Raw genomic sequence first — 19,994 nt, forward strand, 5'->3', positions numbered from 1 at the left:
AATCGGTCACCAAAGGCTAGGGTTCGCTTCGAACAGGAAAGGCCGGACATGAAACAGATACCTCTTGGGCACACCGGATTGTCGGTGTCGGAACTTTGCCTCGGAACAATGACCTGGGGGTCCCAGAACACCGAGAGCGAAGGGCATGAACAGATCGCGATGGCGCTGGACCACGGCGTGAACTTTCTCGATACCGCCGAGATGTATCCCGTGGCGCCGGCCCTGCCCGAAACGGTGGGGCACACCGAGGCGATCATCGGGTCATGGCTGGCGGCAAAGGGTGGCCGAGACAGGATGATCATCGCGACGAAGGTTTCGGGCGCGGGCAGCGTGGCGGCCGAAGGGGCGCCGATCAGCCCTGAACGGATGCGTCAGGCGGTGGACGATTCCCTGCGCCGTCTGGGCACGGATTATATCGATCTGTACCAGATGCACTGGCCGAACCGCGGCACCTACCACTTCCGCAAGAACTGGGGATTTGAACCGCGTTCGGACAAGGCGGCGGTCGAGGCGGACATGATGGCGATCCTGGAAGAGGCCGGTCGGCTTCGGGATGCCGGCAAGGTGCGCCATTTCGGCCTGTCCAATGATAGCGTCTGGGGGGCTGCCGGCTGGTTGCGGATGGCCGAGGCCAACAATCTGCCACGCATGATGACCGTACAGAACGAATATTCGTTGCTGTGCCGCCATTTCGATACCGACTGGGCAGAATTTGCGGCCATGGAAAACATGCCTCTGCTGGGGTATTCGCCCTTGGCAACCGGACTGCTGACCGGAAAATACGCGGGCGATGTCGTACCTGCGGGATCGCGCCGCGAACGCAGTGCCGAATTGGGGGGGCGGATCTCTCCCTTCGTGTTCGAAGCGGTCGCAGGCTATCTGGGCATCGCGAAAACCCATGGGCTGGATCCGTCGCAGATGGCACTTGCCTTCTATCGCTCGCGTCCGTTCCCCTGCGTGCCGATCATCGGGGCCACCAACCTCAATCAGCTGAAAACGGCGCTGACGTCGGTCAACGTGACCCTGTCGGACGAGGTTCTGGCCGAAATCGATCAGGCGCATCGCGCTTGGCCGGCACCCTTCTGATGCGCCGCGCCGCATTGGTGGCCGTTGTTGCGCTGGCGTCCTGCGCCCGCGCACCCGCACCGCCCGAACCGTCGGTGTTTCGCGATCGAACCGCCCCCATCTGGTCCAACGCCACATTCGATACTGCCGATCTGGCGGGAACGTGGAAGCAGGTCGGGGGCTTTGGCGCGGACTGTGTGCCGGGATCGCTGACATTCAGCCCCGGGGCGGTCAAGGGGCAGTTGTGCCTTGATGGAGCAGAGCGGGAGTTTGCGGGGACCTATGCTGTAACGGGCCCTGCGCGGCTGCAGCCTGCGGGCGCGGCCGAACCCTGGTGGATCCTGTGGATCGATTATGACCGGCGGAGCATGGCCATCGGCACGCCATCGGGAAATTTCGGCTTTGTACTGGACCGGACAGGGGGAATCCCGCCGGACCGGCTGAAGGCTGCGCGGGAAATTTTTGACTGGAATAGCTATGACTTAGCGCGGTTTCGCAGCTGGTAGCCGATTTTTTGCGACGGAACGGCGGGGGGCGCGCGTTTACTCTTTCGGAAGGCGGTTACAACTGCCCCAAACAGGAGTAATACCATGACGAAATTTCTGACCGGACTGACTCTTGCCGCGATCACGGCAGCAGGGCTGTCGACAGCGTTTGCCCAAGAGGCCCCCGAAGGCCAGCCGCGCCCCCCGCATGCGCAAAAAGAAGGCGCCGGTCACCGTCCGATGATGATGCCCGACTTTGACCAGTTGGACACCAACGGTGACGGCGCCGTGACGCAGGACGAACTGAATGCGCTGCGTGCTGACCGTGCCGCGAAACTGGATGCCAATAACGACGGCAAGCTGAGCGTGGACGAACTGGCCAATGCCGATGCGGAACGCCAGATGGAGCGTGCCAAGCATCGTGCCGAGAGAATGGTCGAACAGCTGGATACGGACGGTGACGGACTTCTGTCGGTGACAGAGCTGGCGACCCCGCCCGAAGGCCCGGATGCGCGGATGATGAAGCGCCTGGATACCGATCAGGACGGATCGTTGAGCCGCGAGGAGTTGAGCAAGGCCCATGACATGATGCGTCAGCATCGTGGTCCTGCACCCGAGGGCGATAACTAAGGCGTGTTGCCCGCCGTGGTCCTCGTGACTGCGGCGGGCAGATGCATTACAGCGGCGTATGCTTATGCCATTGGACCAGATGACGGACGTGACGGATGATGCGCTGCTGATTCTCTATGCGAATGGGGACAAGGCGGCAGCTCGGGCGTTGACGTTGCGATTGACACCACGTGTGCTGGGATTTGCCGCCCGCGTGCTGTCCGACAGGGCCGAGGCCGAGGATGTCGCGCAGGAGGCCATGGTCCGTTTGTGGCGCATGGCGCCCGAGTGGCGGCAGGGAGAGGCCAAGCTGACAACCTGGCTGTACCGTGTCACTGCGAACCTGTGTACCGACCGGCTGCGCAAGCGGCGTAAATCGGTTACCCTGGATGATGCGCCCGAGATAGAGGACGCAGCACCATCGGTGGAGCAGGCGATGATGGCGGGCGACAGGATGCGCGCGCTGGATGCCGCCCTTGCCGGTTTGCCTGAGCGCCAGCGCCAGGCTGTGGTACTGCGCCATATCGAAGGGCTGGGGAATGACGAGATTGCTGGTATCATGGATATCGGTGTTGAAGCGGTCGAAAGTCTGACCGCGCGGGGGAAGCGGGCCTTGGCCGCGCTTCTTTCAGGCCAGCGACAGCAATTGGGATTCGAGGAGGGCTGATAATGCATACCGATCTGAACGATCTTTTTGCCGAAGCGCGACGCACGCCTTCCGAGCCGTCCCCGGATCTGCTGGCGCGTATTATGGCCGATGCCGAAGACAATATGGCCCGACCTGTCACGGCCCCTCCGGCGCCTGTGCGATCGCCCTGGCGGTTCCTTGGCTGGTTGCTGGGGGTATCCGGGGCATCTGCCGGCATGGCCAGTGCAGCGATTGCCGGTGTGTGGGTCGGGTTTTCCCAACCGGACACGGTTTCCCGCGTTACGGCCGCTTATTGGGCCGTCACTTCGGTCGAGGTAATTCCGACCTATGATTTTCTAACGGACGAGACACAATGATACTCCGACTGCATTCCCGCACCCTTCGTATCGCGCTTGCTGTATCGGTCGCCCTTAACCTGGCAGTGGCTGGTATTGTGGCAGGGGCGGTGCTCCGGGATCCGCCGCGGCGTGACGGGGAGCGCAGTTTCGTCTTTGGCCCCTTTGATGCCGCGCTGAGCGTTGATGACCGACGCGCAATCCGCAACGCGTTCCGGGCGCAGAAGCCGGAATTGCGGACGGCGATGACGGATATGCAGAAAGAGATGGAGCAGATCTCGGCGATCCTGCGTACGGAACCTTATGATGCGGCAGCCATCGACAAGATATTTGCACGGCAGCAGGCGCGGGGTGCCTGGATCATGGGGCAGGGCCAGCGACTGCTGTCGGAACGGCTGGCGGCCATGACCCCCGAAGAACGTGCGGACTTTGCCGACCGGTTGGAGGCTGGACGGAAACAGCCGGCGCCGCCCCCCCGTCGTTGATCCCGCCCCGAGGCAGGGCGGCCTCAGGCCGAGCGGGCCGCCCATTCCGGCGCGGCCGATCCGACCGTAACCTGGTTGCGCCCCGCTGCCTTTGATTGCAGCAGGGCGTGATCGGCGCGGTCCACGGTATCCATTACAGGCTCGGTCCCCATGCGTCCGCGTGTGGCAAGGCCGATGGAGATCGTCACGCACAAATCCTCTCCCGAAGGGATCGTGACCGGCGTTCCAGCCACCTCGCGGCACAGCCGCTCGGCAATGTCCAGGGCAGCAGCCAGTTTCATGTCGGGCAGGGCGATCAGAAATTCCTCACCGCCGATCCGTGCCACCAGATCGCCGGGGCGCAATTGTGCAGCAAGGCGTGCGGCGACTTCGGAAAGGACGACATCGCCCGCGGCATGGCCCCAGCGGTCATTCACCGATTTGAAACGGTCAAGATCGATCAGCAGAATGGCGAGATCGGCCTGCGCCATCGTCTGCAGGCGGGGCATGGCAAAGCGGCGGTTGTGCAATCCGGTCAGGGGATCGACCATGGCCATGCGCAGCCCCTGCGCCACAGAGGCGCGGCGGCCATCCATTGCCCGTTTGCCCTGCATCATCGTGCCAAGGCGCAAGGCCAGTTCATCCGGGGCCAATGGTGTGGTCACAACCTCATCCGCGCCCAGATCCCATGCCATGGCCGCCGCATCGGGACGCAGGGCATGCCCGACGATACAGACATGCGCATGGCGGGTCGCGGCGCGTGACCGCAGGTCGGACATCAACCGAAGGCCGCCACCAAGACCGCCCAGATCGGCATCGATGACATAGACATCGGGGGAATTCTCGGAATCGCTCAGGACCTCTTCACGCGACATGACGCAGATCGTATCGCGGATATGGTCCCGCAGGTCGGCACGCAGGCGCGAAACGCAATCGGACGGATTTCCGATCAGCGCCACGCACCCCGGACGTTCGAATGCCGGTGCATCCTCGGCCAGGCCCGACGGGGCGGGGCCCGCCTCGTCTGCGGCGGCATTCTGGCGCAAGATTGCCCGCAGGCGTGCGGCCAACAGGGCATCATCAACGGGTTTCTGCATATAATCGATCGCACCGGCCTTCAGTACCGTGATGCGAAGGGACGGGTCCGTCCCGGCGGAAAGGACGATCGTGGGAATGTCGCGCAGACGCGGATCCCTGCGCAGGGTGCGTAGATCTTCAACCGGATCGGGGGTGTCTATCAGGATGGCACCCAGCTTTTCTTGCCGTGCGGCGGGTAGTGCATCCTCCACCCGTTCGACCAGCATCGGAACATAACAGCTGGCGATCAGGCGCAGGTTCGTGCAGGTGCGGCTGCTGGCAACCGGGTCGATGACTAGAATACGTCCGTTCATGATCGCCCCCTGTTGGATGTTGCCTTATCGTTATTACCTTGGCCGGAAATTGGTTAAGAAATCATTTCTGCTCATCCTTCTCTTGCATCTGCCCCCTCACTTGGACGTTATTAAGCATGACATCACAAACTCCTCTCCCCTCGATCGAGAGTGCCGAAGCACTTGCCCTCGAAGCGCTCATGTGGCTTGCGGGGCAGCCCGAATTACTCCCCGATTTCATGGCCCAGACAGGGGCAGGCGTGGACAGCCTGCGCGACGCGGCGGCCGATCCCAGCTTTCTGGGGGCCGTGCTGGATTTCCTGCTGTCCGAGGATGAGCGGGTGATCGCATTCTGCGATAATAACCGCCGTGCCTATACCGAACCGATGCAGGCCCGGGCGGTTCTGCCGGGCGGCAACCTGCCGCATTGGACATGAAATGATTCGGGGAATCATCTTCGACAAGGACGGGACACTGTTCGATTTCCACCAGAGCTGGGGGGTATGGGCAGCGGGGTTTCTGGCCACGCTCAGCCCTGATTCTGCCGTGCAGGCCCATCTGGCACGGGTGATCGGCTATGATCCTGCCACGGCCCGTTTCGCCTCCGATAGCCCTGTCATTGCCGGAACGCCGGATGACATCACCGATGTGCTGATCGCGCATCTGCCCGAATGGACGCGGGCCGATCTGGTTGCCTGCATGAACGAAGAGGCCGCTCGTGCGCCGATGGTACCTGCCGTACCACTTCTGCCATTGTTAGACAGATTGCGCGAAAGGGGCCTTGTTCTGGGAGTGGCCACGAACGATTCCGAGCAGCCTGCCCGCGTTCATCTGGAAACGCATGGCATTGCCGATCATTTCGCCTTTGTGGCCGGATCGGACAGCGGTTTCGGGGGGAAACCTGCGGCAGGGCAGCTTCATGCCTTCTGCCGGCATACGGGGTTTGACCCTGCCGAGGTCATCATGGTTGGCGATAGTACCCATGATCTGGCCGCCGCCCGCGCGGCAGGCATGATTTCGGTGGGTGTCCTGACAGGGCCTGCCATGCGTGCAGACCTTCAGCCGCTGGCGGATGCGGTTCTGACGGACATCGGCGCCTTGCCGGAATGGATCGAAAAATTACAGTCTCCGGATGCATAAGATTTATATCGTCAGAACGAAATAACTGCATTAGGTTATATGATAAGCTGCGCTGCGAGGTGGGGGAGCCTTGCGGTGCGGCGTTATAGGAAGGAGCTTTCTATGTCGGACCATAGCCGGGCCGTTTTTCCGCCCGCCAAGGATTTCGTGGCCCATGCGTTGATCGATGCCGATGACTATACGCGGCTTTATACCCAATCGATTACCGACCCTGACGGTTTCTGGGGGCATGAGGGCCGGAGCCTTGACTGGATTACCCCGTTCACCAAGGTGAAGAACACCGATCAGACCCATGGTCAGGTCAATATCCGCTGGTTCGAGGATGGCGTATTGAATGCCTCCGTCAATTGTATCGACCGGCATCTTCCAGCCCGCGCCGCGCAGACCGCCATCATCTGGGAGCCGGATGATCCGGCCGCCCCTGCGTTGCACATCACCTATGCCGAACTTTCGGAAAAGGTGAACCGTTTTGCCAATGTGCTGCTGAGCCAGGGGATCATGCGGGGCGACCGTGTGGTGATCTATCTGCCCATGATTCCCGAGGCCGCCTATGCGATGCTGGCCTGCGCGCGGATCGGGGCCATCCATTCGGTGGTTTTTGCGGGGTTCTCTCCCGACAGCCTTGCCAACCGCATCAATGATTGCGGAGCCAAACTGGTCATCACCGCAGATACGGCCCCGCGGGGCGGCAAACGAACGGCGTTGAAATCAAACACCGACGCCGCCTTGTTGCGCTGTTCGGAAAAGGTGCGCTGCCTGGTGGTCAAGCACACGGGGGACCAGATCACCTGGATCGAGGGTCGTGACGTGGACGTAAAGGCGATGATGGCCACCGTCGCGCCCGAATGCCCGCCGCGCCCGATGGGGGCCGAGGATCCGCTGTTCATTCTCTATACCTCCGGTTCTACCGGGCGCCCCAAGGGCGTGGTGCATACGACCGGCGGTTACCTGCTGTATTCCGCAATGACGCACCGGTTGGTTTTCGATTACCACGAGGGGGATATCTACTGGTGTACCGCCGATGTCGGCTGGGTCACGGGGCATAGCTATATCGTTTACGGCCCCCTGGTGAATGGCGCAACGACGCTGATGTTCGAGGGTACGCCAACCTATCCCGATGCCGGACGGTTCTGGGATGTGGTGCAGAAGCACAAGGTGACCCAGTTCTATACCGCGCCCACGGCCATCCGCGCCCTGGTCGGGCAAGGAGAGGAATGGCCCGCGAAATACGATCTCTCCACCCTGAAGGTGCTGGGAACGGTCGGGGAACCGATCAACCCCGAGGCATGGTCATGGTTCAATACCCATATCGGCAAAGGCAAGTGCCCGATCGTCGATACGTTCTGGCAGACCGAAACGGGCGGCCATATGCTGACCCCGCTGCCCGGTGCCACCGCCACCAAACCCGGTTCTGCCACCAAGCCGTTTTTCGGGGTGAAGCCCGTCGTGCTGGATCCGACCACGGGGGTGGAACTGGAGGGAGAGACCGAGGGCGTTCTGGCGATTGCCGATAGCTGGCCGGGCCAGATGCGCACCCTCTGGGGGGATCATGAACGGTTCGAGGATGCCTATTTCAGCCAGTACAAAGGGTATTATTTCACCGGTGACGGATGCCGCAGGGATGCCGACGGGGATTACTGGATCACGGGCCGCGTCGATGATGTGCTGAACGTGTCCGGCCACCGCATGGGCACAGCCGAAGTTGAATCCGCGCTGGTGGCCCATCCCGATGTGGCCGAGGCGGCGGTTGTCGGCTTTCCCCATGATATCAAGGGGCAGGGGATCTATGCCTATGTCACCCTGATGAACAACGTCACCCCGTCGGACAAACTGCTGGATGATCTGCGGGCCTGGGTGCGCCGTGAAATCGGCCCGATTGCCACGCCCGATCATCTGCAATGGGCGCCGGGCCTGCCAAAGACCCGTTCAGGCAAGATTATGCGCCGTATTCTGCGCAAGATCGCCGAGGATGATTTCGGGGCTTTGGGGGATACCTCCACGCTGGCCGATCCGGCTGTGGTGGATGACCTGATCGAACATCGCAAGAACCGCGCCGACGCGTAGGAATTGCGGTCACGCGCGCCGCCCCGGTGGCGCGCGCAAGGGCATCGGTTTTGCGGCTTGGGAGGGCTGCGGCCGATGAAGGAGGAGGCCACACCATGTGGCCCGATATCAACGAGGGATCCGGACGTGGCCACACGGGCTTCCCCGTTGGTCTGCGTCCTGTAACAGGGAGGTTGAATAACATGGTAAACATGGCTGACCAGCAGGATCATGCGCGATCCCGTCCCATGACCCGAGAGGAGAAGAAGGTCATCCTTGCCTCTTCTGCGGGGACCATCTTCGAATGGTATGATTTCTATCTCTATGGCTCGCTGGCCGCGATTATCGGCGCGCAATTTTTCACCGCCTTTCCCGAAGCCACGCGCAATGTGTTTGCGCTGCTGGCCTTTGCCGCCGGGTTTCTGGTGCGGCCTTTCGGTGCGCTTGTGTTCGGATCGATCGGTGATCTGGTCGGGCGTAAATATACCTTCCTCATCACGATCCTGATCATGGGGTTCTCCACCTTTCTGGTGGGTCTGCTGCCCGGCTATACCAGCTGGGGGATCGTGGCCCCGATCATCCTGATCGCGCTGCGCATGCTTCAGGGCTTGGCCTTGGGCGGAGAATATGGCGGGGCTGCGGTCTATGTGGCCGAACATGCCCCGCGCAACCGTCGCGGCTATTATACGGCGTTTATCCAGACAACAGCCACCTTGGGTCTGCTGCTGTCGCTGATCGTGATTCTACTGGTGCAGAGCTATGTGAACGGAAATTACCCCTCGCAGCCGCTGCTGGATCTGGCCGGTAATCCTGTTCTGCTGGCAGATGGCACACCGCAGATGATCTCGGCGTTCAACGCATGGGGATGGCGTATTCCGTTCCTTGGTTCTTCGGTTCTGCTGGCAATATCGCTTTATATCCGTCTGCAGATGGAGGAATCGCCCGCCTTCAAGAAGATGAAAAGCGAGGGCCGTGCTTCCAAGGCCCCGATGCGCGAGGCGTTCGGCAACTGGAAAAACGGTCGCATTGCCCTGATCGCCCTTCTGGGCCTGACTGCCGGGCAGGCCGTAGTTTGGTACTCGGGGCAGTTCTACGCGCTGTTCTTTGTGCAGAACGTGGTAAAGATCGACAGCTTCAGCGCCAATGTGTTCATCGCATGGGCCCTGATCTTGGGTACCGGTGGGTTCCTGTTCTTTGGCGGATTGTCGGACCGGATCGGCCGCAAGCCCATCATTCTGACAGGCTGCCTTTTGGCGGCGCTTACATATTTCCCGGTGTTCAAGGGGATTACGCATATCGCGAACCCCGCACTCTACGCAGCGCAGCAAGTACCGGTTGTGGTCACGCATGTGCCGGATGATTGCTCGTTCCAGTTCAACCCGACGGGTACGGTGAAATTCACCTCATCCTGCGATATCGCCAAGGCTGCGCTCGCCAAGGCATCGGTCAATTATACATCCGCCGATGGGGCGGCTGTGGGGCCAGCCACGGTCCATGTCGGGGATTCGGTGATACCGTCCTATGATGCCTCGGCCCTGGCAGGTCCGGAGCTGGCGGCAGAAAAGGCACGCTTTGAGGCAGCGCTTGCAACGGCACTGACGGATGCCGGCTATCCCACCAATGCGGCGCAGAACGGCAGCATCGCCAAGGCCGAACATTTCTTCGATATCTTCACCCCGCAGAAGCTGACGCTGGTCGTGATCCTGACCTATCTGATCCTGCTGGTCACGATGGTGTACGGGCCGATTGCCGCAATGCTGGTAGAGCTGTTTCCAACACGCATCCGCTATTCGGGCCTGTCGCTGCCCTATCATATCGGCAACGGATGGTTCGGGGGGCTGCTGCCTGCAACAGCCTTTGCGATTTCGGCACAAACCGGCAATATCTATGCGGGTCTGTGGTATGCGATCGTGGTGGCGGTCATGACGGTCGTGATCGGGACGCTGTTTGTACCCGGCGGAACGCATAAGAAGGATATCTTTGCCGACGACGACCAACCCGTTAAGCGCTGAACGGATCGTCGGGATATCCGACGCCGGTCAGATACAGCCCGTCCGGCGGGCAGACCGGGCCACAAGCGGCCCGGTTTCTTGCGGCCAATGCCTCGGCAACACGGTCGGGCTGCCAGCTGCCAGCGCCCACACGTTCCAATGTCCCGACGATGGAGCGGACCTGATTATGCAGGAAGCTGCGCGCCCGGAGGGTAAAGCGGAATTCCGCCCCACCTTCGATAGGGACCTCCGACACCAGAATCTCGTCCAGTGTTTTGACCGGAGAGGCGGCCTGGCACATCGTTGACCGGAATGTCGTGAAATCATGATGGCCCACCAGATGTGCGGCCCCCGCACGCAGGGCATCCAGTGACAGGGGATGCGCAACACGCCAGACCAGCCCGCGATCGTGGGTAAGGGGGGCGCGTCGGGCCTGCAGGCGGAACAGGTACTGCCGTTCCTGCGCCGAAAACCTTGCATGGAAATCGTCGGCCACGCGCGCGCAGGCGGTGATGGCGACAGGCGCCGGCTTCAGGTGGTGGTTCAGCGCGCCTGCCAGCTTGAACGGATCCCATTCGCGCGGCAGATCGCAATGCGCGACCTGGCCTGTAGCATGGACCCCCGCATCGGTACGGCCTGCGGCGGCAATGGTATGGGGACCGGGTTCCAACCGTGCCAAGGCCGCCTCGATCGCAGCCTGAACCGATGCCTGCCCGTCGGCCTGCCTTTGCCAGCCGCAGAACGGCCCGCCGTGATAATCAACTTTCAGCGCATATCTGGGCATGATTGCGGAGGTAGCACCGTTGCCGCGCCCTACACAAGGGCGGCGATCTGCCCTACATTCAACAAAGATTGCCGGAGGATGGCGTGGCCCTATCAACCCTGACCGATACCATGACCCGCCGCGTGGAAGGCACCGTTGCCAGCGTAGGCGGGCTTTTTTCCGATCCTGTCATCCGGCTGGGGGTTACGGGTCTTTCGCGCGCGGGCAAGACCGTGTTCATCACGGGGCTGGTGGCCAACCTGCTGGACCGGGCACGAATGCCCCAGCTGAAGGCCAATGACCGGATCGAGAGCGTCTTTTTGCAGCCGCAGCCGGATATGACGCTGCCCCGCTTCGAATACGAGCAGCACCTCGCTGCCATGACGGGGGATGACCCGCGCTGGCCTGCCTCCACCCGCCATATATCCGAATTGCGGCTATCGTTCCGCGTGCGTCCGACGGGGCTGTTTTCCGGCCTGCAGGGCATGCAGACCGTGCATCTGGACATCATCGACTATCCCGGGGAATGGCTGCTGGATCTTGCCCTGCTGGAGCGGAGCTACGAGGAATGGTCCGATGCCACCTTTGCCCGTATCGCCAAGCGCCCGCAGGCACGTGATTTTCTGGCGACGGCCCGGGCCGAGGATGGATCCCTGCCCTTGGATGAGCCGCGCGCACAGGCGCTTGCCGCCAGTTTTACCGATTATCTGAACACCGCGCGCGAGGACGGGTATTCCGACTGCACGCCGGGGCGGTTCCTGTTGCCCGGTGATCTGGCCGGATCGCCGGTGCTGACATTCGCCCCGATGCCAAGGCCGTCAGCTGCGCCGCGTGGCAGCCTGTGGCACGAGATGGCCCGGCGGTACGAGGCATATAAGGACAAGGTCGTCCGCCCGTTCTTTCGTAACCACTTCAGCCGGATCGACAGGCAGGTGGTGCTGGTGGATGCCTTGGGGGCAATCCACTCCGGCCCGCAGGCGCTGGAGGATCTGCGTCGGACGATGGCCGATATCCTGACCGCCTTCCGTCCGGGGGCGAACAGTTTCCTGTCGCAGATCCTGATGGGCAAGCGGGTGGAACGTATCCTGTTTGCCGCAACAAAGGCCGACCATCTGCATCACACCCAGCATGGCAGCCTGACATCCATCATGGAGGCGCTGCTGCGTGATGCCCGTGATCGTGCCGCCTTTGCCGGCGCGCGGACCGAGGCGATGTCACTGGCCAGCCTGCGGGCCACGGTAGAAGAAACCGTAAGCCGCCACGGCGAAAGCGTGGAGGCCGTTCGGGGCCGTCTGGCCGATGGCCGTCAGGTGGCGATGTATCCGGGGGAATTGCCCTCGGATCCGGCACGCCTGCTGTCCCCGGCCCGGGACGGGGCCGAAAAATGGCTGGACGCGGATTTTGCATTGATGGGATTTGCACCATCCCGCGTGAACCTGCGCCCGGGGGAAGGGCCGCCGCATATCCGTCTGGATCGTGCCGCACAGTTCCTGATCGGAGATCGCCTGTGAAAAAGCCGCTTGTTGTTGACTGGACCGAGGCCGCCGACCCCGCCGCAGCCCCCGCCGTCCCTGACCTGCCCGAAGAAGGGGCGCTGCACATGGCCGTGCGGGCAGGGGCCAAGCCACGGTCGCGGTTGTGGCGATTCTCTTTGTGGGCATTCGGTGCTGCGGGAAGTTTCGTGCTGTCGGTGGCGGCCTATGATTTCGTAACCACGCTTCTGGACCGGAACACGGTGCTAGGCTTGATCGGCTTTACCCTGATCTCGCTTGCGGTGCTGGCGGCCCTTCTGTTGGCGGGGCGGGAGGCGTTGGCCTATCTGCGGCTGGGGCGGTTGGATCATCTGCGTGTGGCGGCCGAAAAGGCGCGGGAGGCGGCGGACGTCAAGCAGGCCCGCCACACGGTCAAGGGAATCGAGGGGCTTTATGCCACGCGCCCGGAGCTCAAATGGTCGCTGGCCCGACTGCGGGAGCGGCAGGACGAGACCTTTGACGCCGATGCACTGCTGGACATGACGGAAACCGAACTGCTGGTGCCACTGGATGATCAGGCCCGACGGGAGATCGAGCGCGCAGCACGGCAGGTGGCCGTGGCCACGGCCCTCATTCCCCTTGCGCTGGCCGATGTGGCAACCGCGCTTTTCGCCAACCTGCGAATGGTGCGGCGCATTGCCGAGATCTATGGCGGGAGTGCAGGCCATGTGGGCAGCCTGAAGCTGATGACGCGGGTATTTTCCTATCTGGTGGCAACCGGTGCCTTGGCCGTCACGGACGATCTGGTGCATTCCGTGGCTGGGGGCGGGCTGTTGTCGCGCGTGTCGCGCCGTTTTGGCGAAGGGATGATCAACGCGGCGCTAACCGCCCGGATCGGCGTGGCGGCAATGGAACTGAGCCGACCGATGGCATTCTATACCGCGCCGCGGCCCAAAATTCCGAACCTTCTGTCGCGCGCACTGACCGGATTGTGGGAGCGGGAGGCCGAGGCCCCCCGCCAATGATCAGCTTGCAGCCAGTTTGAACTGGTAGGTGGCCGGTACGAAACGGAACCCGTCTTCGGTTTCTGCGACATAGCCGACAGAGGGGAAGGGCATGTGGTAGCCGATGAACGGAATCTTCTCTTCCGAGAGCATCGCAAGTACCTTCTGGCGGGTGGCAATTGCAGTCGGCTTGTCCATGTCGAAGCGGACTTCCCATTCCGGACGGGCCAGGGACCAGACGTAATGGTTGGTCATGTCGGCCGCCACCAGAAGGGTGTTGCCCTCATCATTGGTCAGCATGAACATCAGCATGCCGGGTGTATGGCCGAATGCCTCGATGGCCTTGATGCCCGGAACCACCTCGTCATCGCCTGAAATCAGGCGGAAGTCATCCATGAACGGGCGCACTTTCGACTCGAAGGTCTCATTGCCGGATTGTGCCCAGTAATCCATTTCCACCTGGCCTGTCACCAGCTTGGCATTGGGAAAGGTCAGCGTTCCATCCGCCGACATGCCGCCGATATGGTCACCGTGCATATGGGTGATGACCAGCGTGGTGATCGCATCGGGCGCGATGCCGGCCGAGGCAAGGGCTGCCAGAATGCTGTCCGGATTGACGCTTGTATCGAACAGGATGACCTCGTCCCCGACCTCGATCACAACGGGGGCGTAGTTGTTGAACGACCGGTCGGCGGGGATGAAGTTCTCTTCGGACAGCTCGTTGAAATCCTCCGCCGATGCATTCAGGCCGAATGTCTTCTGCGGTTCGGTGCCTGCGCCTTCGCCGCCCAGCAGGACATTGATCGTCATATTTCCGAATTCGATGCGATGGGACAGACGCGGTGTGTCTTCTGCCGCCGGGGCGGTTTGTGCGGAGGCAGCAAGAGGGGCGAGTGTGGCCAGCGGCAGCGCTGCACCCGAGGCCAGTGCCATACGGCGGGTCATTGTCATCGTTGATCTCCGGTTGAAGGTTCCATGCACAATTAGGTCATTCCCACCACGGGTCTATAGCTGCGATATCATCATCGGACCAACCGAAGTGGTGGGCAAGTTCATGCACCATGATATGGCTGACCAGTTCACGTAAAGTGACGTTCCCGCGGTCGCACCATTCATCTAGGATCGGACGTCGGAACAACCGGATGACATCGGGGCCCATCGGCTGGTCCATCACCGACTTCTGCGTCAGGGGAATTCCTTCGTACAGACCCGTCAGCGCAAACGAATCATGGATGTCCATTTCCGCCATCAGCGCCTCGTCCGGAAAATCCTCCACGATCAGGACAATGGTCGCGGCTGCGCCCTGCCAGGGCTGCGGCAGGTCGGCAACTGTCTGGTAAGCAAGCTTTTCTAATGTAGCAAGGTCGGGTGCGATGTGATCCATGGGCCCCATCATACCGCCACATCCGAACGCTGTTCAAACGCTTGTCGCAACGCAGGGAAGGGTTTAGCTGGAATGTAAGACATCACAAGGGAACGGCATGGAACCGACGGATATCTTCATCATCGGCGGCGGCGTGAACGGCACGGGGATTGCCCGCGATGCGGCAGGGCGCGGCCTATCGGTCGTCCTGGCCGAGCGCGGCGATTTGGCGCAGGCAACATCATCCGCTTCGACCAAATTGTTCCATGGCGGCCTGCGCTATCTGGAATATTTCGATATCCACCTTGTCCGGGAGGCGCTGCGCGAACGCGAAACCCTGCTGGTGGCAATGCCGCATATCAGCTGGCCCATGCGGTTCGTGCTGCCGTGGCATCAGGACATGCGTTTCGAAAGCGAAACGCCCGCTTCACGCCTGTTGGCACGGGTCATGCCATGGATGAAGGGGCAGCGCCCGGCGTGGATGATCCGCATGGGTCTGTTTTTCTACGATCATCTGGGTGGTCGCAAAATCCTGCCCGCAACGAAGAAGCTGGATCTGGAAAAGGATGTGGCCGGTTCGGTTCTGAATCCGAAATTCCATCTGGCCTATGAATATTCCGACTGCTGGGTAGAGGATGCGCGGCTGGTGGTGCTGAATGCCCGCGATGCCGAGCAGCGGGGCGCCCGGATCATGACCCGTACCGAAGTCATCTCGGCGCGGCGCGAGGGGGATCTGTGGCGGGTGGAAACATCGGACGGCACGTTCCACGCCCGTGCGCTGGTCAACGCCGGTGGCCCCTGGGTGGAAAAGATCGTCAAGGACACGGCGCAGGTGGCCACCCGCGAAGGCATCCGGCTGGTTCGGGGAAGCCATATCGTGGTGCCCAAGCTTTATGACCATGACCGGGCGTACTTCTTTCAGGGCGAAGACGGGCGCATCGTATTTGCCATCCCCTATGAACAGGATTTCACCCTGATCGGGACAACGGATCAGGACCATCATGGTGATCCGTCCAAGCCCGTCTGCACACCGGAGGAGCAGGATTATCTCTGTGCCTTCGTCTCCAAGTACTTCAAGAAACCGGTAACGCGGGATCAGGTGGTGTGGACCTATTCCGGTGTGCGCCCGCTTTATGATGATGGTGCACAGGCCGCCCAGTCGGCCACGCGTGAATATGTCCTGAGCGTGAATGCCGATGGTCCGCCGATCCTGAGTGTGTTCGGTGGCAAGATCACGACGTATCGCAAACTGGCAGAGGGCGCGCTGGCCAAGCTGACACCGTTTTTTCCCAAGGCCACAGGGCCGTGGACGGCACGCGTGGCCCTGCCCGGCGGTGATTTCGGGCATGACGAGGTGCCGAAGTTGCGGGCTGCCCTTCGGGAACGCTATCCGTTCCTGACAGATGTCTGGGCGGCGCGTCTGATCCGGGCCTATGGGACCGAAGCATGGCAGGTTCTGGGAGAGGCGACGACTGCCGCCGATCTGGGGCGTGATTTTGGCGCGACCCTGACCGAGGCCGAGATCCGCTGGCTGATGGGTCATGAATATGCCCGTACCGCCGAGGATGTGGTCTGGCGACGTTCCAAGCTGGGGCTGCGGCTGGATGAGGCGCAGCGTACGGAAATCGATAACTGGATGAAGGGCGCCGTATGACACTTCTTGCAATCGACCAGGGCACAACCTCTACGCGGGCCATAGTTTTTGACGAGAAGTTGCGGCCGCTGACCAAGGCACAACGGGAGTTTCCGCAGCATTTCCCGCGTTCGGGCTGGGTGGAGCATGTCCCGAGCGATCTTTGGGAAAGCACGCGGGCGGTGATGACCGAGGCGGCCAAGGACCACCGGATTGCCGCCATCGGTATTACCAACCAGCGCGAAACCGTTGTTCTCTGGGACCGGAAAACGGGTGAGGCCGTGGCGAATGCCATCGTCTGGCAGGACCGCCGTACGGCGCGGTACTGCGATTCCCTGCGTGAGGATGGCCGTGAAGAGGCGATCACCAAGGCCACCGGTCTGTTGATCGACCCGTATTTCTCTGCGACCAAGCTGAAATGGCTGCTGGACGAGGTTCCTGATGCCCGCGCCCGTGCGGAAAAAGGCGAACTGGCTTTTGGTACCGTGGACAGTTTCCTGATCTGGAAGCTGACCGGTGGCACGCATGTGACCGATGTAACGAATGCCTGCCGGACGATGCTCTACAATATTTCCAAGGGGGAATGGGACGCGGATATCTGCGCGATGCTTGATATCCCGATGCAGATTCTGCCCGAGGTTCTGGATAACGCAGCGGAATTCGGCACTACCGATATTCTGGGATACGAGGTGCCGATTCTCGGGGTGGCGGGCGACCAGCAGGCAGCGACGCTGGGGCAGGCCTGCTTTCGGCCCGGCATGATAAAATCCACCTATGGGACGGGGTGTTTTGCCCTGCTGAACACGGGAGAAGAGCGGGTGGACAGCGCGCATCGCCTGCTGACCACCATTGCCTACCGTCTGGATGGCAAGACAACCTATGCCTTGGAAGGGTCGATCTTTGTTGCCGGCGCTGTCGTGCAATGGCTGCGCGATGGTCTGGGGGTGATCGAGGATGCGCCTTCCACACAGGAACTTGCCGGGCGGGCGGACCCGGAACAGGAGATCGTACTGGTCCCGGCCTTTACCGGGCTTGGGGCGCCATGGTGGAAGCCTGACAGCCGGGGGGCCATCTTCGGCCTGACGCGGAACACCGGACCGGCCGAATTGGCCCGTGCCGCCCTGCAAAGTGTTGGCTTCCAGACGCGTGATCTGTTGGAATCCATGCGGGCAGACTGGAGCGGTACGCCGGATGTGCTGCGGGTTGATGGGGGCATGGCCAATTCGGACCCTGCAATGCAGTTTCTTGCCAATATCATCGGAGCCCCGGTTGATCGACCGGAGGTGACCGAGACAACTGCGCTGGGCGTGGCATGGCTTGCCGGGATGAAGGCGGGAATATGTGGCGGAATGGATGATTTCGCCAAGGGCTGGGCGCTGGAGCGCCGCTTTGATCCAACCATGAAGGATGAGGAGCGGGATCATCGTTACGCCCTGTGGACGCGCGCGGTGAAAGCCACAATCTCTGTATAGCGCTATGGGGCCACGCGAGAATTTTCGCGTGGCCTTTTCCGTTAGCCGCGAATGGCTGCCAGCATCCGGTGCACGTTATCCGGATCTGCGTCCGGTGTGATGCCGTGGCCAAGATTGAAGATATGCGGTCCGCCCGAAAATGCCTGAACCACGCGGCGTGTTTCATTTTCCAGTTCGGCAGGGTTCACCAGATGATGCGGCGCCAGATTGCCCTGTACGCAGCCGGATTTCTGCACGTGTTCCGCAGCCCATTCCGGTGATACCGAATTGTCGATGGCAACGCAGTCTGCGCCGGTTGCTTCGGCAAAACCGATGTATCGATCTCCGGCCTCGCGCGGGAAGGCGATGACGGGGGTGTCGGGATGGCGGCGTTTCAGTTCCGCGATGATGACCCGTGCGGGTTCAAGCGCGAAATCGTCAAAATCGGCACCTTTCAGCGATCCGGCCCAGCTGTCGAACAGCTTTACCACCTCGGCGCCGGCCACGATCTGGGCGGACATGTATTCGATGGTCGCCTCCGTGATCCGATCCATCAACGCCTGGAAGGCCGCGCGGTCCGTATTCTTGAGCTTGTGTGCAGGGCCCTGGTCCGGTGTGCCACGTCCTGCCACCATATAGCTTGCCACCGTCCAGGGGGCGCCGGCAAAGCCGATCAGGGTGGTTTCCGAGGGCAGCTCCGTCGTCAGGATGCGCAGGGTTTCATAAATGGGCGACAGCGTTTCATGGATGTCCGATACGGGCCGCAGATTGGCCACACCTGCGGCATCCGTTACCGTAGACAGACGCGGGCCTTCACCCGCCACGAAGGACAGATCGAGACCGAGTGCCTGAGGCACGAGAAGGATGTCGGCAAACATGATCGCCGCATCGAAACCGTACCGCCGGATCGGCTGCAATGTCACCTCGGCTGCCAGATCCGGGTTGTAGCAGAGCGACAGGAAATCCCCCGCCTGTGCCCGTGTTGCGCGGTATTCCGGCAAATAGCGCCCGGCCTGCCGCATCATCCACGCGGGCGGGGTGGGCAGGACTTCGCCTCGCAATGCGCGCAGAATGGCTTTGTCGGTCATATCGCTCTCCCTTCGGTTATTGCCCATGTCGTGGGGCAGGCGGGCGGAGTCAAGTGATTGTCAGCCCGCGCAGGGGGCGCTACACCAGCAGGTATGACCCAGATGCCCACACCCGACCGCCCCTTGAACATCGGAACCCGTGGTTCACTGCTTGCCCTTGCGCAGGCACATGAAACGCGTGACCGCCTGGCTGCCGCCCACAACCTGTCGCAGGATTGCTTTGCGATCGTGCCCATCAAGACCACGGGGGACCGTGTGCAGGATCGCGCGCTGCGCGAACTGGGGGGCAAGGGGTTGTTCACCAAGGAAATCGAGGAGGCGCTGCTTGCCGGCACCATCGATATCGCGGTGCATTCGATGAAGGATATGCCGGTCCTGCAACCTGCAGGGCTGGTGCTGGATACCTGGCTGCCGCGCGAGGATGTGCGGGACGCCTTTGTGGCTTTGGGCCCGCGCGGAATTGCGGACCTGCCGCAGGCGGCCGTTGTCGGCACATCCAGCCTGCGTCGTCGTGCGCAGCTTCTGGCACGCCGGCCTGATCTGCAGGTTGTGGAGTTCAGGGGGAATCTGCAAACCCGGATGCGCAAGCTGGAGGAGGGTGTGGCAAGTGCCACATTTCTGGCAATGGCCGGTCTGAACAGGCTGGAGATGCAGGTAGGCCAGACCCCGATTTCGCCTGATGAAATGCTGCCCGCTGTGGCGCAGGGGGCGATCGGAATAGAACGACGCACGGACGATGCCCGTATTGCAGGGATGCTTGCGGCCATTCATGACGGGGCAACCGAACAGCAGATGATTCCCGAGCGGGCATTTCTTGCCACGCTGGACGGTTCCTGCGAGACGCCGATCGCCGCCCTTGCGGATATTGACGGATCACACCTGCGGTTGCGCGGAGAAATCCTGCGCCCCGATGGATCCGAGGTCATAAGCGGCGAACGTGAAGGGCACGTCGATCAGGGAGCGGACCTGGGGGTCGATCTTGCCCGCGAACTATTGGCCAAGGCCGGACCACACTTTTTTGACGAGCGTTGAAACCCCTGCATCGGACCCTAGGTGAGGATTATGTCCA

Annotated in this window: 20 protein-coding genes; 15 read left to right on the forward strand and 5 right to left on the reverse strand. The window is 61.8% G+C overall.

What is annotated here, in order from left to right; all coding sequences use genetic code 11:
- The first annotated feature begins 48 nt into the window (after window positions 1–48).
- The 6 genes from TR36_RS02880 (at window position 49) to TR36_RS02905 (ending at window position 3,628) form a co-directional block, all read left to right on the forward strand.
- Entirely contained in the window at window positions 49–1,086 is a 1,038-nt protein-coding gene (locus TR36_RS02880) for an aldo/keto reductase (protein WP_062762347.1), read from the forward strand.
- Window positions 1,068–1,571: a lipocalin family protein gene (locus TR36_RS02885; protein ID WP_237763500.1), complete on the forward strand. Its 504-nt coding sequence runs from the start codon at window positions 1,068–1,070 to the stop codon at window positions 1,569–1,571. The genes TR36_RS02880 and TR36_RS02885 overlap by 19 nt, the downstream gene beginning before the upstream one ends.
- Window positions 1,572–1,655: 84 nt before the next feature.
- Complete coding sequence (locus TR36_RS02890; RefSeq protein WP_052362439.1) at window positions 1,656–2,180, forward strand: EF-hand domain-containing protein; 525 nt, start codon at window positions 1,656–1,658, stop codon at window positions 2,178–2,180.
- A 58-nt stretch (window positions 2,181–2,238) separates the two neighbouring features.
- Window positions 2,239–2,826, forward strand: coding sequence for an RNA polymerase sigma factor (locus tag TR36_RS02895; RefSeq protein ID WP_045387511.1), 588 nt, complete (start codon window positions 2,239–2,241; stop codon window positions 2,824–2,826).
- Between the two features lie 2 nt (window positions 2,827–2,828).
- Entirely contained in the window at window positions 2,829–3,164 is a 336-nt protein-coding gene (locus TR36_RS02900; protein ID WP_045387508.1) for a hypothetical protein, read from the forward strand.
- A complete protein-coding gene (locus TR36_RS02905; RefSeq protein WP_062762350.1) occupies window positions 3,161–3,628 on the forward strand; it encodes a periplasmic heavy metal sensor in 468 nt (155 codons plus the stop codon). Before TR36_RS02900 ends, TR36_RS02905 begins: the two co-directional genes overlap by 4 nt.
- Window positions 3,629–3,651: 23 nt before the next feature.
- On the opposite strand, the gene TR36_RS02910 is transcribed toward TR36_RS02905, so the two are convergent.
- Window positions 3,652–4,998: a diguanylate cyclase gene (locus TR36_RS02910; RefSeq protein ID WP_045387505.1), complete on the reverse strand. Its 1,347-nt coding sequence runs from the start codon at window positions 4,996–4,998 to the stop codon at window positions 3,652–3,654.
- Window positions 4,999–5,114: 116 nt separating this feature from the next.
- On the opposite strand from TR36_RS02910, the gene TR36_RS02915 reads away from it, so the two are divergent.
- The 4 genes from TR36_RS02915 (at window position 5,115) to TR36_RS02930 (ending at window position 10,172) form a co-directional block, all read left to right on the forward strand.
- A complete protein-coding gene (locus TR36_RS02915) occupies window positions 5,115–5,414 on the forward strand; it encodes a DUF3572 domain-containing protein (protein ID WP_045387502.1) in 300 nt (99 codons plus the stop codon).
- 1 nt (window position 5,415) lies between these two features.
- Complete coding sequence (locus TR36_RS02920) at window positions 5,416–6,117, forward strand: HAD family hydrolase (RefSeq protein ID WP_045387500.1); 702 nt, start codon at window positions 5,416–5,418, stop codon at window positions 6,115–6,117.
- A 102-nt stretch (window positions 6,118–6,219) separates the two neighbouring features.
- Window positions 6,220–8,181 carry an acetate--CoA ligase gene (gene acs, locus TR36_RS02925; protein ID WP_045387498.1) on the forward strand — a complete coding sequence of 654 codons (1,962 nt, stop codon included), beginning with the start codon at window positions 6,220–6,222 and terminating at the stop codon, window positions 8,179–8,181.
- 182 nt (window positions 8,182–8,363) lie between these two features.
- Complete coding sequence (locus TR36_RS02930; protein ID WP_237763501.1) at window positions 8,364–10,172, forward strand: MFS transporter; 1,809 nt, start codon at window positions 8,364–8,366, stop codon at window positions 10,170–10,172.
- Here TR36_RS02930 and truA read toward each other — a convergent pair.
- Complete coding sequence (truA, locus tag TR36_RS02935; RefSeq protein WP_062762353.1) at window positions 10,162–10,935, reverse strand: tRNA pseudouridine(38-40) synthase TruA; 774 nt, start codon at window positions 10,933–10,935, stop codon at window positions 10,162–10,164. The genes TR36_RS02930 and truA overlap by 11 nt on opposite strands.
- Before the next feature lie 83 nt (window positions 10,936–11,018).
- On the opposite strand from truA, the gene TR36_RS16010 reads away from it, so the two are divergent.
- Both TR36_RS16010 and TR36_RS02945 read left to right on the forward strand, forming a co-directional pair.
- Window positions 11,019–12,425, forward strand: coding sequence for a YcjX family protein (locus tag TR36_RS16010; protein WP_045387492.1), 1,407 nt, complete (start codon window positions 11,019–11,021; stop codon window positions 12,423–12,425).
- Window positions 12,422–13,411: a YcjF family protein gene (locus TR36_RS02945; RefSeq protein ID WP_062762355.1), complete on the forward strand. Its 990-nt coding sequence runs from the start codon at window positions 12,422–12,424 to the stop codon at window positions 13,409–13,411. The genes TR36_RS16010 and TR36_RS02945 overlap by 4 nt, the downstream gene beginning before the upstream one ends.
- Here the strand turns inward: TR36_RS02945 and TR36_RS02950 are convergent, their stop codons facing one another.
- Window positions 13,412–14,341, reverse strand: coding sequence for an MBL fold metallo-hydrolase (locus TR36_RS02950; RefSeq protein WP_045387485.1), 930 nt, complete (start codon window positions 14,339–14,341; stop codon window positions 13,412–13,414). It abuts the gene before it with no gap.
- A 37-nt stretch (window positions 14,342–14,378) separates the two neighbouring features.
- Complete coding sequence (locus TR36_RS02955) at window positions 14,379–14,774, reverse strand: metallopeptidase family protein (RefSeq protein ID WP_153010473.1); 396 nt, start codon at window positions 14,772–14,774, stop codon at window positions 14,379–14,381.
- Window positions 14,775–14,871: 97 nt separating this feature from the next.
- On the opposite strand from TR36_RS02955, the gene glpD reads away from it, so the two are divergent.
- Together glpD and glpK are read left to right on the forward strand one after the other, a co-directional pair.
- Window positions 14,872–16,407, forward strand: a complete 1,536-nt coding sequence (glpD, locus tag TR36_RS02960) for a glycerol-3-phosphate dehydrogenase (protein WP_045387479.1) — start codon at window positions 14,872–14,874, stop codon at window positions 16,405–16,407.
- Window positions 16,404–17,858 (forward strand): glycerol kinase GlpK, encoded by a 1,455-nt coding sequence (glpK, locus tag TR36_RS02965; protein ID WP_045387477.1) that lies wholly within the window; start codon window positions 16,404–16,406, stop codon window positions 17,856–17,858. Before glpD ends, glpK begins: the two co-directional genes overlap by 4 nt.
- Window positions 17,859–17,899: 41 nt before the next feature.
- Here glpK and hemE read toward each other — a convergent pair whose 3' ends face one another.
- A complete protein-coding gene (hemE, locus tag TR36_RS02970) occupies window positions 17,900–18,925 on the reverse strand; it encodes a uroporphyrinogen decarboxylase (RefSeq protein WP_062762357.1) in 1,026 nt (341 codons plus the stop codon).
- A gap of 93 nt (window positions 18,926–19,018) precedes the next feature.
- On the opposite strand from hemE, the gene hemC reads away from it, so the two are divergent.
- A complete protein-coding gene (gene hemC / locus TR36_RS02975) occupies window positions 19,019–19,957 on the forward strand; it encodes a hydroxymethylbilane synthase (RefSeq protein ID WP_045387473.1) in 939 nt (312 codons plus the stop codon).
- Window positions 19,958–19,994: the final 37 nt, after the last annotated feature.

This window comes from Falsirhodobacter sp. alg1 (assembly GCF_000739715.2).
Taxonomy (GTDB): Bacteria; Pseudomonadota; Alphaproteobacteria; order Rhodobacterales; family Rhodobacteraceae; genus Falsirhodobacter.

Bases quoted from the DNA above. Each gene is read 5' to 3' on its own strand.
- TR36_RS02880 (WP_062762347.1), top strand. From the start codon at position 49: ATGAAACAGATACCTCTTGGGCACACCGGATTGTCGGTGTCGGAACTT.
- TR36_RS02890 (WP_052362439.1), top strand. From the start codon at position 1,656: ATGACGAAATTTCTGACCGGACTGACTCTTGCCGCGATCACGGCAGCA.
- TR36_RS02895 (WP_045387511.1), top strand. From the start codon at position 2,239: ATGCTTATGCCATTGGACCAGATGACGGACGTGACGGATGATGCGCTG.
- TR36_RS02900 (WP_045387508.1), top strand. From the start codon at position 2,829: ATGCATACCGATCTGAACGATCTTTTTGCCGAAGCGCGACGCACGCCT.
- TR36_RS02905 (WP_062762350.1), top strand. From the start codon at position 3,161: ATGATACTCCGACTGCATTCCCGCACCCTTCGTATCGCGCTTGCTGTA.
- TR36_RS02910 (WP_045387505.1), bottom strand. From the start codon at position 4,998: ATGAACGGACGTATTCTAGTCATCGACCCGGTTGCCAGCAGCCGCACC.
- TR36_RS02915 (WP_045387502.1), top strand. From the start codon at position 5,115: ATGACATCACAAACTCCTCTCCCCTCGATCGAGAGTGCCGAAGCACTT.
- TR36_RS02920 (WP_045387500.1), top strand. From the start codon at position 5,416: ATGATTCGGGGAATCATCTTCGACAAGGACGGGACACTGTTCGATTTC.
- acs (WP_045387498.1), top strand. From the start codon at position 6,220: ATGTCGGACCATAGCCGGGCCGTTTTTCCGCCCGCCAAGGATTTCGTG.
- TR36_RS02930 (WP_237763501.1), top strand. From the start codon at position 8,364: ATGGTAAACATGGCTGACCAGCAGGATCATGCGCGATCCCGTCCCATG.
- truA (WP_062762353.1), bottom strand. From the start codon at position 10,935: ATGCCCAGATATGCGCTGAAAGTTGATTATCACGGCGGGCCGTTCTGC.
- TR36_RS02950 (WP_045387485.1), bottom strand. From the start codon at position 14,341: ATGACAATGACCCGCCGTATGGCACTGGCCTCGGGTGCAGCGCTGCCG.
- TR36_RS02955 (WP_153010473.1), bottom strand. From the start codon at position 14,774: ATGGATCACATCGCACCCGACCTTGCTACATTAGAAAAGCTTGCTTAC.
- glpD (WP_045387479.1), top strand. From the start codon at position 14,872: ATGGAACCGACGGATATCTTCATCATCGGCGGCGGCGTGAACGGCACG.
- glpK (WP_045387477.1), top strand. From the start codon at position 16,404: ATGACACTTCTTGCAATCGACCAGGGCACAACCTCTACGCGGGCCATA.
- hemE (WP_062762357.1), bottom strand. From the start codon at position 18,925: ATGACCGACAAAGCCATTCTGCGCGCATTGCGAGGCGAAGTCCTGCCC.
- hemC (WP_045387473.1), top strand. From the start codon at position 19,019: ATGACCCAGATGCCCACACCCGACCGCCCCTTGAACATCGGAACCCGT.